The following is an 11,647-nucleotide window of genomic DNA, read 5'->3' as shown; positions in this document are numbered from 1 at the left end:
ACTTTAAACTTCTTAATAAACCGCGGTACTGTAAGTTAGCGTTTGCCCTGATTCCAGGAACAAGAGCGGCGCATGCGTTTTGTCCGAATCATTAATAACACCATCGCCATTAGTATCTTTAAACTTTACCGAACCTATTGTTGCAGCCGGAGTTTGCTTTGGGCTTGCGTCGATATCCGATTGTGTTTTGAAAATTCCTATCGGAATAAGGCCGCCGTAATAGCTTTTGCGGGCGCCGTTTTCAGCAACAACGTAATAGCCGCCAATGTAGGCGACCGGTGCAGATATTTTTCCTGAAGCATCTGCAGTAAGTGTATATGCAGGGGCTTCGCCGGTGTTGGGTTTATTTACGTCGTCGTATAATTTTACAGTCGCCCCGGCTGATCCGGCTCCGGTTAAGCCATCGGTTACAGTAATAGCAACATTTGAGGTTGTTGACGTTTCTTTATCACATGAAGAGAACAAGAACGATGCTGCTACGCAGCCTGATAAAAGTAAAGATGTATATTTCATAAACCCTAAAACGGCATAGGCCGGTCTTTGTTTTAATCGGGTGTTAAAAAAATTGCGCGCAACTTCCTATAAACCAATCGAAATGCCGGATTGCTTTAGCCTACTTTTTTGTAAATATCGGCCAGGTTCCTGCCCATTTCTTTATAGTCGAGCCCGTAACCCACAACAAATTCGTTTTCAATTTCGAAGCCCACATACTTAAGTTCTTCTATCTTCTTTTGCAGGGCGGCCGGTTTTAGTAGTAACGAACACATTTTTAATGAGGCGGGGCCCCTTTCTTTTAATTTCTCAATTAAATAATGAGCGGTATTGCCGGTATCAACAATATCTTCAATAATAAGCACATCGCGGCCTTTTATATCAACGGTTAAATCAATATCCTCTCTTATTTTTAAAGTACTGGTGGTACCTCCATAATAGGAAGCCAGCTTGGTAAAATTGATCTCGCAGGGAATAGATACTTTTTTAATTAAATCGGCAATAAAAAGGAAGCTGCCGTTAAGTACGCCTACTAAAACCGGAACGGTGTCTTTAAAATCTTCGCTTATTTGTGCGCCAATAGCTTTCACCCTTTCTTCGATCTGTTGGGCGGTAATCATTGGTTCAAATTCAAGGTCGGCAATTTGTTTTTTCATTGGGGTCAGTCTTTTTGTTTTTCAATGTGTTAAATATTGCTATTTAACGGTAGATGTAGTTGGATTTAAGCGCCTAAAATACCATAAATCACTTACAATAGCGTGAAAAATAATTATGACTTATAAGCGTATCTTTGCAGCCGAATGATTGACTATCAACTTTATACTTTGCCCAATGGCATTCGTATACTTTACAAACACTGGCCATCGGCAATTACACATTGCTGTTTTATAGTAAATGCAGGTTCGAGAGACGAGCTTCCGGGACAGGAGGGGCTTGCACACTTTATTGAACACCTGCTGTTTAAAGAAACCGAAAGGCGCAATACCAGCCAGATCCTCAACAGGCTTGAGCTTGTTGGTGCCGATCTGAATGCCTATACCACTAAGGAATATACCTGCATCCATGCGTCGCTGCTTAACCAGCATCTCGACCGCACGATGGATCTGTTTGAGGATATTTTATTTCATTCCACCTTTCCGGATGATGAGCAGGAAAAGGAGCGGGGTGTTATTTTAGATGAAATAGCATCTTATCTTGATCAGCCGGAAGAAGCTATCCAGGATGATTTTGAGGAGCTTTTGTTTAAGGGGCATCCAATGGGGCAAAACATTCTGGGAACTCCCGAAACGGTTGGCAGGCTTAATGGCGATGATATCCGCAACTTTATCTCGGCCAATTACAACACTACAGAAATGATTTTTGCTGTTCATGGCAATTATGATTTCAAAAAACTGGTGGCTATGTCCGAAAAATATTTCGGGCATGTACCTTTCAATCAGCTTCAGAAAAACAGGGTGCAGCCGGTGTTAAGCCCGGCCGGTATCCATCTCGTTAATAAACCTATTTCGCAAACGCATTGCATTATTGGTACGCAGGCTTATTCAACGGCACATGAACACAAATGGGGTTTGTTGTTGCTTAATAACCTGCTGGGCGGCGTTGGCATGAGCAGCCGCTTAAACCTCGAGATCAGGGAGAAGTACGGAATAGCCTATACTGTCGAATCAAACTATACCCCGTTAACCGATACCGGGATCTTCTCGATATATTTTGGTACCGATGCCGAAAAGGCGGCCAAGGCCTCAAAACTGGTGCATAAAGAGTTGAAGAAACTGAGGGAGCAAAAGCTGGGTACATTACAGTTGCACCAGGCCCGGCAAAAATTTATAGGGCAAATAGCCCTGGCCGAGGAAAACCGCATGAGCCTTATTATAGCCATGGCCAAAAGCATGGTTGATTTTAACCGCATTGATACGCTGGAAGAGATCTTTGCTAAAATTAACCAGGTAAGCGCCGAGCAATTATTGGAGATCAGTAATGAAATTTTTGATAATAACCGCTTGATAACTTTGCTATTTGAGCCTAAGCAATAATCCGTTATTTTTGCACGATGAAGTATCCTATCATTGCCTACGGTGATCCTGTTTTAAGAAAAAAAGCTACGGCCATTGAGCCCGACGAATACCCGCATATAAAAGAATTGGTTGAAAACATGTTTGAAACCATGTATGCTGCCCGCGGTGTTGGTTTGGCTGCTCCGCAGGTAGGTATGTCTATGCGTTTATTTGTGGTTGATGCTACCCCATTTGATGATGATGAGCCGGAATTGAAAGATTTCAAAAAGGCATTCATTAATGCTACTATTTTGGAAGAAACAGGTGAGGAGTGGGGCTTTAACGAGGGTTGCCTGAGCATTCCGGATATCCGCGAGGATGTATACCGCAAACCCGTTGTGCGCATGTCATACTATGATGCCGACTGGAAACACCACGAAGAGACTTTTAAAGGTATGGCAGCACGCGTTATTCAGCATGAGTATGACCATATTGAAGGTAAGCTGTTTACCGATAAGCTAAGCCCGCTGCGCAAGCGCCTGATCGAAAAAAAGCTTAACGATATTTCAAAGGGTATGGTTGATGTAGATTATAAAATGAAATTTCCGAACGTTAAAAAAGGAAGATAATTTTTAAAATATTGAGTTAGAAGGCCGCTTTAGCGGCCTTTTTTGTTGAGCCTAATCCTGTTTGTGTTATTTTTATTGGATACGGCATTAAACCAATCAATGTTGTTTGTGTCTTTGAATTGGCATTTTTAATGTGTTATATTTACACAACCAATCAAAAAACATAACCAATGACTACCAGACGCTCTTTCCTTAAAACCTCGGCGCTACTTTCAGCAGGCTTGCTGGCAGCTCCTAATTTGTTTGCTTATGATAAAAAATACATTGGCTTACAATTATATACTGTACGCGATGCTATGGCTGCCGATCCGGTTGCCGCGTTAGCAAAAGTTGCCAAAACAGGCTTCACATCTGTTGAAGGTGCAACCTATACCGGTACCGAATTATTTTATGGCATGCGTCCAAAGGATTTTGCCAATGTTTTAAAACAGAACGGCCTGATTATGCCAAGCGCGCACTATCGCTTAGGTGAAGAACTTGTTAATGGCGAACACCAGAAAGGTACCATCATGAACGACTGGAAAAAGGCTGTTGACGATGCTGCCGAAGCAGGTGTAAAATATATGGTTTGCGCTTATCTGTCGCAATCTGAGCGTGGCAACCTTGATCATTATAAAAACGTTGCCAATATGCTTGATATAGCCGGCGAAACCTGTAAAGGTGCAGGCATCCAGCTTTGCTATCATAACCACGATTTTGAATTTATCCAGGAAAACGGGAAGTATCCTTACGAGATTTTGCTGGATAGCACCGATAAAAGCCTTGTAAAAATGGAGATGGACCTTTACTGGGTAACCAAAGCCAACCAGGATCCTATCGCGTTGATCAACAAGCATCCGGGCCGCTTCCCGTTATGGCATGTTAAGGATATGGATAAAACACCTGAAAAGAAATTTACTGAGGTAGGTAACGGTACTATCGACTTTAAAAAGATCTTTACCCAGGCCAAAAAATCAGGCCTTCAGTATTTCTTTGTTGAGCAGGATGTTTGCCCTGGCGATCCTTTCGATAGTATCAGCCAAAGTATCAGTTACATTAAAAAGAATTTGGTGTAATATTGCTTTTACACACAGATATAAGGGCCTGCAATTAAAACAAATTGCAGGCTTTTTTTATTTCATAAGTACAAATCGCTGTGTGACACATTTAACGTAAGTAAGGAAAATGAGCCCGACCATGATCAAATACCTCATTGCCGTTTTACTGGCTTCGTTTCTTTTTGCCTGTGCCGCCGAAGCGCAAAGCAGCAAACAGCTTGTATCCGGCGATAAAATACCCACATTTTCACTTACCGACCAAAACGGCAAAACCTTTAACACTGACGATTATGTAGGTAAAAAGGTATTGGTAATTTATTTTTATCCTAAAGATGAAAGTATGGTTTGTACAAAGGAAGCCTGCGCGTTTAGGGACAGCTTTGATAAATTTACCAAAGCTGGCGCTATGGTTATTGGCATAAACAATGGTACCGTAGCAAGCCATAAGGCTTTTGCCGATCATTATAAATTGCCTTTTACCGTTTTGAGCGATCCCGACAATAAGGTTTACGATATGTTTGGTGTAAAGAAAAAGTTCTTTATGTCTGGCCGGGAAACTTTTGTAGTTGACTTGAAGGGTAAGATAGTTTATACCCATGAGGCTATGTTACAAGGTAAAGAACATGCCGATGATGCTTTAGCGTTTATCAATTCGGCTAAAGCAAAATAGGTGGTAAGTTTTCTGAAAATATTATTCAGTATTGTGTTTGTATGGATGTGTTACGTTGTTGTAAACACAAGCCTGGAGCATAACCTTTTTAAAGAGTGGGATTATTTAGGTGCTATAGCCTGGATGCGGGCCACGCTTTGGGATTTTTATGCCAACATCCTGGTTATTTACGTATGGATTTGCTACAAAGAGAAAAACTGGCTTTGGAAAATAGTTTGGCTCATATTACTTATTACTTTGGGTAGCCTGGCCAGCTGTGCTTACGTACTTATCCAGCTTTTCAGACTAAAAGATAAAGAAGGTTTAAAAGAATTTTTCGGCCGGCAAAATGGATAACTCAGTTTGGATGTTATTGGTATATTGCCTTATTGCCTGCTGCGGTATCATGGCCCTGGTGTGGCTATGGGCTTACAAGATCAGGAACGCCGGCGTGGTTGATATTTTTTGGTCATATAATTTCCCCGTCATAGCTGTTGTTTTATTTTTTCTTGCTCCTGGTTATCATGACCGGAAGGTGCTCATTTGCGCAATGGTGATTATTGCGGGTGTACGCCTCGGTACACATTTGGCAAAGCGCGTTATTACTCATTTGCATGAAGAGGAGGGGCGCTATCTGCAGCTTCGTAAAGAGTGGGCGCCAAATGCCGAAAGAAAGTTTTTCTTCTTTTTTCAGTTTCAGGCCATGTCAAATGTGCTGTTGGCCATCCCGTTTTTTATCAGCTGCATGAACACCAAAAACGCACTGTCGCCGCTTGAATACATGGGTTTTATCCTCTGGTTCATCAGCGTAACAGGTGAGGCTATCGCCGACAGGCAACTCGCCTTCTTCAAAAAGGACGCGGCAAATAAAGGCAAGGTTTGCAATACTGGTTTGTGGAGCTATTCGCGCCACCCTAATTACTTTTTTGAATGGCTGATGTGGGTATCCTACTCCATCTTTGCTCTGGCATCGCCCTATGGTTATTTAGCGCTCATCAGTCCGGCAATCATCCTCTATTTGTTATTAAAAGTAACCGGTATCCCTGCTACCGAAGAGCAGGCTATCCGTTCTAAAGGTGAGGCCTATAAACGCTACCAGGAAAGCACCAGTGTTTTTGTGCCCTGGTTTAAAAAACAGTAGTACTCAAAATCCATAGCACTCTTCTTAACGTATAACCATAAAATACAAAATACATTCAGCGTAAAACGTACTGCGTAATACGTTCAACCTAAAATTATGTGGTACGATAAACTAATACAACAAGATCGCGTTCCTGATTTTTTACTGCGGCAAGGCATCCGCAAATTGTTGCAACAACGCCTTGCCGACGAAAACAAAGGCAATGTTGAAGCGCAACAGGCCCATTTAATGAATCTGATAGCCGAACTTAAGGCATCGCCAATTGCTGTAAATACCACCGATGCCAATGAACAGCATTACGAAGTTCCCACTCAATTTTATCAGTACTGCCTGGGTAGAAACCTCAAATATTCAAGCGGGTATTGGAAACCTGGAGTAACCGATATAAACACCTCCGAAGATGATATGCTTGAACTTACCTGCCTGCGGGCCGAGCTTAAGAGTGGGCAGGATGTATTGGAGCTGGGTTGTGGCTGGGGATCGCTGTCTTTATATATGGCAGCTAAGTTTCCGCAAAGCAATTTTAAAGTTGTATCCAACTCGCGCACCCAAAAGGTTTACATTGATGAGCAGGCTCAAAAGCGGGGTATTAGCAACCTGACGGTGATTACTGCAGATATGAACACATTTGATATTGAAGAAAAGTTCGATAGGGTGGTATCTGTAGAGATGTTTGAGCATATGCGTAATTATGAGTTGCTGCTTAAAAAAGTGGCATCATTCCTGAAAGCAGACGGCAAACTGTGGATCCATATTTTTACGCATAAGGAGTACGCTTATAAGTTTGAGGTAATTGACGAAACCGACTGGATGAGCAAATACTTTTTTACAGGAGGTATTATGCCCAGCGATGACCTCATGTTTTATTTTAATGATGACCTGGTGGTTGAAAAACACTGGCACGTGAGCGGCAACCACTACAGCAAAACATCAGAGGCATGGCTAAAAAATATGGACAGTCATAAAAGCCAGATCATGCCGCTGTTTGAACAAATCTATGGTGCAGATCAAGCTGTAAAATGGTGGGTATACTGGCGCATATTTTACATGGCTTGCGCCGAGCTTTGGAATTTCAACAATGGCAACGAGTGGATTGTAAGTCACTATTTATTTCATAAAACCACTGCATGATCCGTCTGGTTATTATCATTATATTATTCCTGGTATCGCTGCTAACTGTTTTTAAAGCATTTGAATACTACATGTGGATGTTTGCCATTATTGCAACTGAGTTTTCCTGGTTTTTTATTTTGTTGACACTAATAGCATTAGGAAGTGGCTACTACACCAATAAATATCAACTTGCCGGCACCATTTTGGGTTTGATTGCCTTGCCGTTTTTTATTTCGCCGATTGTACGGGCCTACACTGTAGCAGGCAGCCTGAAACAAGATTTTACTAAAGCATTTGGGGCCGGGAGTACCATTATCAACGGAGATAATAACCAGAAGTCTTTTAGCTTTTGGAAAATGTTTTCGGGCAATAAAACAGTGAATTACAAACAGCTTAACTATGTTTCGTATGCTGATGGCACAACGCTCTCCATGGATTTCTATCCATCACAAATTGTGGGTAACAGGGCTTGTGTAATTGTAGTGCACGGAGGCGCGTGGAACAAAGGAGATAACAAACAACTCCCCGAACTAAACAGCCATTTAGCGCTGATGGGCTATAATGTAGCGGTGATCAACTATCGGCTTGCACCTCGATATCAAAATCCAGCCCCGGTTGAGGATGTCAATGCCGCTCTTGTTTTTTTAAAAAAACGGGCTGCGGATCTGCATATCGATGCTGGCAGCTTTGTGTTACTTGGCCGTTCGGCCGGAGCGCAGATAGCTTTATTGACTGCTTATGCAGGTCATGATAAAAGCATTAAAGGTGTGATTGATTACTACGGGCCGGCAGATATGGTTTGGGGTTATTCTATACCTTCAAGCCCGCTTATTATGGATTCACGCCAGGTAATGCGCGATTATATCGGCGGCTCGTATCAGCAAGTTCCTGAAAAGTTTGCAGCAAGCTCGCCATTGGAATTCATTGATCATCAGTCGCCGCCAACGCTTATTATTCATGGCGATAATGATGTATTGGTATCACCTGAGCATAGCAGGCGCATGAACGAAAAACTGGCTGAGAACGGCGTAAAACATTTTCTGCTTAAGCTTCCGTGGGCAACCCATGGTTTTGATTTTAATTTGAACGGTCCCGGCGGGCAGCTGGCTACCTATACTGTCGAACGGTTTTTAAACACGGTAACCAGATAATATGTTAAAAACAGCCATCATAGGTACAGGCATAGCGGGTATGGGTAGCGCCCATTTCCTCCACAAAACACATGACATTACCATTTACGAGCAAAACGATTACATTGGTGGCCATACCAATACCGTAATTGTTGATGAAGATGGCAGCCCCGTTTACATTGACACCGGCTTTATGGTTTTTAATTATAAAACCTATCCCAACCTTTGCCGCCTGTTTGCAGAGATTGGAGCGCCTGTGAAAAAAACCGATATGAGTTTCAGTGTTCAGCATGTGCCAACAGGCCTGGAGTATTCGGGTTCAAGTGTTAACCATCTGTTTGTCCAGCGCAAAAACATCTTCAATATTAAATATCTAAAAATGCTGATGCAGATCAAGCGTTTTAATGAAGAAAGTATCAAAATTTTGGATGATCCAAAGTATGCCGATTACTCCATCGGGCAATATATCGAGGAGTTTGGCTTTGGCAAGGATATGCTTTGGAAATATCTTGTTCCCATGAGTTCGGCAGTGTGGTCTACCCCAATGGAGCAGATGCTGGATTTTCCGGCGGTAACGCTCATCCGTTTTTTTCAAAACCATGGTTTTTTAGGGCTTGATACGCAGCACCAGTGGTATACACTGGATAGGGGTAGCCAAAGCTACCGGGAAATTTTGATCCGGCCGTTTAAGGATCGTATCCACATCAATCGTAAAGCGGTGAAGGTAACCCGCGCAAATAGTAAGGTTACGGTGTATGCTTCAGATGGCACGGCAGAAGTATATGACAGGGTAATCATCGCCACCCATGGCGATCAGGCCCTGAATCTTTTGGAAGCGCCAACCGTTGATGAGCAACACGTGCTTTCGTGTTTCAAATATCAGTATAACAAAGCAACCCTGCATACCGACGAAAGTATTATGCCCAAAGCTAAGTTAGCATGGAGCAGCTGGAACTATCGGATACAACAACAAAACGGACAACTTGCGCCAAGCACCATTTACTGGATGAATCAGTTGCAGGGTGTATCCGATAAAAAGAACTATTTCGTATCCATCAATCCGCATGATAATATCGACTCAAAAAAAATCATCAGGGAAATAGATTATGAACACCCTTTGTTTGATGTACCGGCAATAAATGCCCAGGCCCAGCTGCATAAATTAAACCAAAGCGGACCTGTATATTTTTGCGGCAGTTATTTTAAATATGGTTTTCATGAAGATGCGTTTGCCAGCGCGGTGCAGCTTAGCTCTCAGTTGTTAGGAAAAGCTGTTTATGATCATACATTCATCCAGCCGCCGGTATAACCCGTATATTAACAAAATGGCAAATACGGCTATCAATTCATGCTTATACAAAGCCAAAGTGATGCACCACAGGCTTGCTCCCAAAGAGCATAGCTTTCACTATAATGTTTTCATGTTTTATCTTGACCTGGATGAGATAGACATGCTGGGCAAAAGGCTGAAATTCATGAGCCGAAACCATTTCAACCTGTTTAATTTTAGGGATAAAGACCACCTGCAGTTACCCCGCGAAAACCCGGATATCACGAAAAATGTGCGCCGGCATATTGCTGCTTACCTGCAACAAAACGGGGTAGATATTGGAAATGGCCGTATCATGGTACTTACCAATCTGTGTACGCTGGGCTACCAGTTTAACCCGGTGTCGTTTTATTTTTGTTATGACGAGGCGGGTTTGCCGGTTTGCTCGGTTGTTGAGGTTTGCAATACTTTTTTGGAGATGAAGCCCTATTTTTTAGGCCCGGATACCCGGCAGGGAGAGGGATTTAAACTCAATACCGAAAAGTATTTTTATGTGTCGCCCTTCATTGATATGGATACCAATTTTGATTTTGACCTGAGCATTCCGGGTGAAAAGCTAAATGTTAAAATTGACGATTACGATAAACAAGGCAAGCTTTTTTTTATCAGCACACTTCTTGGCGTTAAAAAGCCACTTAGCGATAAAAACCTATTATTATATTTTTTTGGTTTTCCGCTCATCACAATAAAAGTGATCGCGCTTATCCACTGGCAGGCATTTAAGCTTTGGCTCAAGAAAATCCCATTTCATAAAAAAGACAGTAACAAGGAGCTACAAAAAGAGGTTTACCGGCCTTACTCATAAAATGAATAGTTCTGCTTAAAACTATCAGACCGCCTAATTCGTAACTATGGTAATTCAATTATATATCAGCAAATTATGGCAGGCACCTTGTCCGTTGTTAAAAAAAACAGTTTTTACCAGTATTTAATTCTGAAGTTTTTATCTAAAATGGATAAAGGCACGTTACACTTAACGCTTCCCCATGGCGAACAAATTGCTATTGGTACCGGCGAGGGCAATATCAGCGCCAATATCGTGGTAAACGATGAGGATTTTTACAAACGCCTTATCCTGTTTGGTGATATCGGTTTTGGTGAAGCTTATGTTGACGGCCTGTGGGATACCAATAACATTACCAATGTGATAAAATGGGTACTACTTAATATTGAAAACGCTCCCGGCGTATCAGGCAGCAAAACGCAGGCGCTATCATTAAACTTGCTCAGGTTTTTTAACAAGCTTTCGCATTTTAAAAGAGCTAATACGGTAGATGGCTCGCGCAAGAATATATCTGAACATTACGACCTCAATAACGACTTTTTTGCCAGTTTCCTTGATCCCACCATGACTTATTCGGCTGCATATTTTTATAAAGACGGACTAAGCCTGGAGGAAGCACAGCTGGCTAAATATGAAAGGTTATGCCGACAACTACACCTCAAACCCAGTGATCATGTACTGGAGATTGGCAGTGGATGGGGCGGCAACGCCATTTATATGGCCAAAACATACGGCTGTCGGGTAACATCGCTAACCATATCTGAAGAGCAACATAAACTGGCAGTTGAACGTGTTGAGGAAGCTGGTTTAGCCGACAAGGTGAGCATTGAACTTAAAGATTACCGCCAAATGGAGGGGATGTTTGATAAGATCGTATCGGTAGAGATGTTGGAAGCCGTGGGACATAATTTTATGGATGTGTACTTTAAAAAATGCCACGACCTGCTTAAAAAGAACGGCATCCTGGCCATACAAGTTATTACATCGCCCGACTCGAGGTATGTTGCGCTTCGTAAAGGGGTAGATTGGATCCAGAAGCATATCTTCCCGGGTTCGCTTTTGCCATCGGTAGGGGCTATCAACAACTCTATCAACCGAACAGGTGATATGACCATGGTAGACCTGAAGGATATCGGTCTGGATTACGCTACAACGCTCAAACTTTGGTTCAATGCATTTAACGCCAACCTGCCAACTGTACGGTCTTTAGGTTTTGATGACCGTTTTATCCGCAAATGGAATTACTACCTTTGCTACTGCGAAGCAGCATTTGAAATGCGCAATATTAACGTGATGCATTTGGTTTACACAAGGCCCAATAACATTGGCAGATAAATAACCATAGCGG

Annotated in this window: 13 protein-coding genes; 11 read left to right on the top strand and 2 right to left on the bottom strand. The window is 42.3% G+C overall.

The features are described 5' to 3' along the window. Nucleotides 1-12: 12 nt before the first annotated feature. Together EAH55_RS01905 and hpt are read right to left on the bottom strand one after the other, a co-directional pair. Complete coding sequence (locus EAH55_RS01905) at nucleotides 13-513, bottom strand: hypothetical protein (RefSeq protein ID WP_112568303.1); 501 nt, start codon at nucleotides 511-513, stop codon at nucleotides 13-15. Nucleotides 514-608: 95 nt separating this feature from the next. Beyond that, nucleotides 609-1,148, bottom strand: coding sequence for a hypoxanthine phosphoribosyltransferase (gene hpt / locus EAH55_RS01900; protein ID WP_121808262.1), 540 nt, complete (start codon nucleotides 1,146-1,148; stop codon nucleotides 609-611). 147 nt (nucleotides 1,149-1,295) lie between these two features. On the opposite strand from hpt, the gene EAH55_RS01895 reads away from it, so the two are divergent. The 11 genes from EAH55_RS01895 to EAH55_RS01845 all read left to right on the top strand — a co-directional run bounded on the left by EAH55_RS01895 (nucleotide 1,296) and on the right by EAH55_RS01845 (nucleotide 11,634). Continuing rightward, a complete protein-coding gene (locus EAH55_RS01895; protein ID WP_208644807.1) occupies nucleotides 1,296-2,525 on the top strand; it encodes a M16 family metallopeptidase in 1,230 nt (409 codons plus the stop codon). Between the two features lie 17 nt (nucleotides 2,526-2,542). After that, on the top strand, nucleotides 2,543-3,115 hold the full coding sequence (gene def / locus EAH55_RS01890) for a peptide deformylase (RefSeq protein WP_112568308.1): 573 nt from the start codon (nucleotides 2,543-2,545) through the stop codon (nucleotides 3,113-3,115). A 170-nt stretch (nucleotides 3,116-3,285) separates the two neighbouring features. Next, the gene (locus tag EAH55_RS01885) at nucleotides 3,286-4,170 is read left to right on the top strand and encodes a sugar phosphate isomerase/epimerase family protein (RefSeq protein WP_121808260.1); all 885 of its coding nucleotides are present in this window, start codon (nucleotides 3,286-3,288) and stop codon (nucleotides 4,168-4,170) included. A 121-nt stretch (nucleotides 4,171-4,291) separates the two neighbouring features. Further along, nucleotides 4,292-4,822, top strand: a complete 531-nt coding sequence (locus EAH55_RS01880; RefSeq protein WP_112568533.1) for a peroxiredoxin — start codon at nucleotides 4,292-4,294, stop codon at nucleotides 4,820-4,822. Further along, nucleotides 4,823-5,158, top strand: coding sequence for a DUF1475 family protein (locus EAH55_RS01875; protein ID WP_121808259.1), 336 nt, complete (start codon nucleotides 4,823-4,825; stop codon nucleotides 5,156-5,158). It abuts the gene before it with no gap. Further along, nucleotides 5,151-5,942 (top strand): DUF1295 domain-containing protein, encoded by a 792-nt coding sequence (locus EAH55_RS01870; protein ID WP_121808258.1) that lies wholly within the window; start codon nucleotides 5,151-5,153, stop codon nucleotides 5,940-5,942. Before EAH55_RS01875 ends, EAH55_RS01870 begins: the two co-directional genes overlap by 8 nt. A gap of 96 nt (nucleotides 5,943-6,038) precedes the next feature. Continuing rightward, nucleotides 6,039-7,073, top strand: coding sequence for an SAM-dependent methyltransferase (locus EAH55_RS01865; RefSeq protein WP_121808257.1), 1,035 nt, complete (start codon nucleotides 6,039-6,041; stop codon nucleotides 7,071-7,073). Next, nucleotides 7,070-8,206: an alpha/beta hydrolase gene (locus EAH55_RS01860; RefSeq protein ID WP_121808256.1), complete on the top strand. Its 1,137-nt coding sequence runs from the start codon at nucleotides 7,070-7,072 to the stop codon at nucleotides 8,204-8,206. Before EAH55_RS01865 ends, EAH55_RS01860 begins: the two co-directional genes overlap by 4 nt. Nucleotide 8,207: 1 nt before the next feature. Continuing rightward, nucleotides 8,208-9,494, top strand: a complete 1,287-nt coding sequence (locus EAH55_RS01855; protein ID WP_121808255.1) for an NAD(P)/FAD-dependent oxidoreductase — start codon at nucleotides 8,208-8,210, stop codon at nucleotides 9,492-9,494. Nucleotides 9,495-9,510: 16 nt separating this feature from the next. Beyond that, entirely contained in the window at nucleotides 9,511-10,320 is an 810-nt protein-coding gene (locus tag EAH55_RS01850; protein WP_162996719.1) for a DUF1365 domain-containing protein, read from the top strand. Between the two features lie 75 nt (nucleotides 10,321-10,395). Next, nucleotides 10,396-11,634, top strand: coding sequence for an SAM-dependent methyltransferase (locus EAH55_RS01845; RefSeq protein WP_121808253.1), 1,239 nt, complete (start codon nucleotides 10,396-10,398; stop codon nucleotides 11,632-11,634). Nucleotides 11,635-11,647: the final 13 nt, after the last annotated feature.

This window comes from Mucilaginibacter kameinonensis, assembly GCF_003675385.1.
In the GTDB taxonomy this organism is placed as follows: domain Bacteria; phylum Bacteroidota; class Bacteroidia; order Sphingobacteriales; family Sphingobacteriaceae; genus Mucilaginibacter; species Mucilaginibacter kameinonensis.
Note: the sequence above shows the minus strand (reverse complement) of the source record. Positions and strands in the feature narration are given on the sequence as shown.

Excerpts from the sequence above, each read along its gene's own strand:
- hpt (WP_121808262.1), bottom strand. The coding sequence starts at position 1,148 with ATGAAAAAACAAATTGCCGACCTTGAATTTGAACCAATGATTACCGCC.
- EAH55_RS01880 (WP_112568533.1), top strand. The coding sequence starts at position 4,292 with ATGATCAAATACCTCATTGCCGTTTTACTGGCTTCGTTTCTTTTTGCC.
- EAH55_RS01850 (WP_162996719.1), top strand. The coding sequence starts at position 9,511 with ATGGCAAATACGGCTATCAATTCATGCTTATACAAAGCCAAAGTGATG.
- EAH55_RS01855 (WP_121808255.1), top strand. The coding sequence starts at position 8,208 with ATGTTAAAAACAGCCATCATAGGTACAGGCATAGCGGGTATGGGTAGC.
- EAH55_RS01870 (WP_121808258.1), top strand. The coding sequence starts at position 5,151 with ATGGATAACTCAGTTTGGATGTTATTGGTATATTGCCTTATTGCCTGC.
- EAH55_RS01865 (WP_121808257.1), top strand. The coding sequence starts at position 6,039 with ATGTGGTACGATAAACTAATACAACAAGATCGCGTTCCTGATTTTTTA.
- EAH55_RS01845 (WP_121808253.1), top strand. The coding sequence starts at position 10,396 with ATGGCAGGCACCTTGTCCGTTGTTAAAAAAAACAGTTTTTACCAGTAT.
- EAH55_RS01885 (WP_121808260.1), top strand. The coding sequence starts at position 3,286 with ATGACTACCAGACGCTCTTTCCTTAAAACCTCGGCGCTACTTTCAGCA.
- def (WP_112568308.1), top strand. The coding sequence starts at position 2,543 with ATGAAGTATCCTATCATTGCCTACGGTGATCCTGTTTTAAGAAAAAAA.
- EAH55_RS01905 (WP_112568303.1), bottom strand. The coding sequence starts at position 513 with ATGAAATATACATCTTTACTTTTATCAGGCTGCGTAGCAGCATCGTTC.
- EAH55_RS01860 (WP_121808256.1), top strand. The coding sequence starts at position 7,070 with ATGATCCGTCTGGTTATTATCATTATATTATTCCTGGTATCGCTGCTA.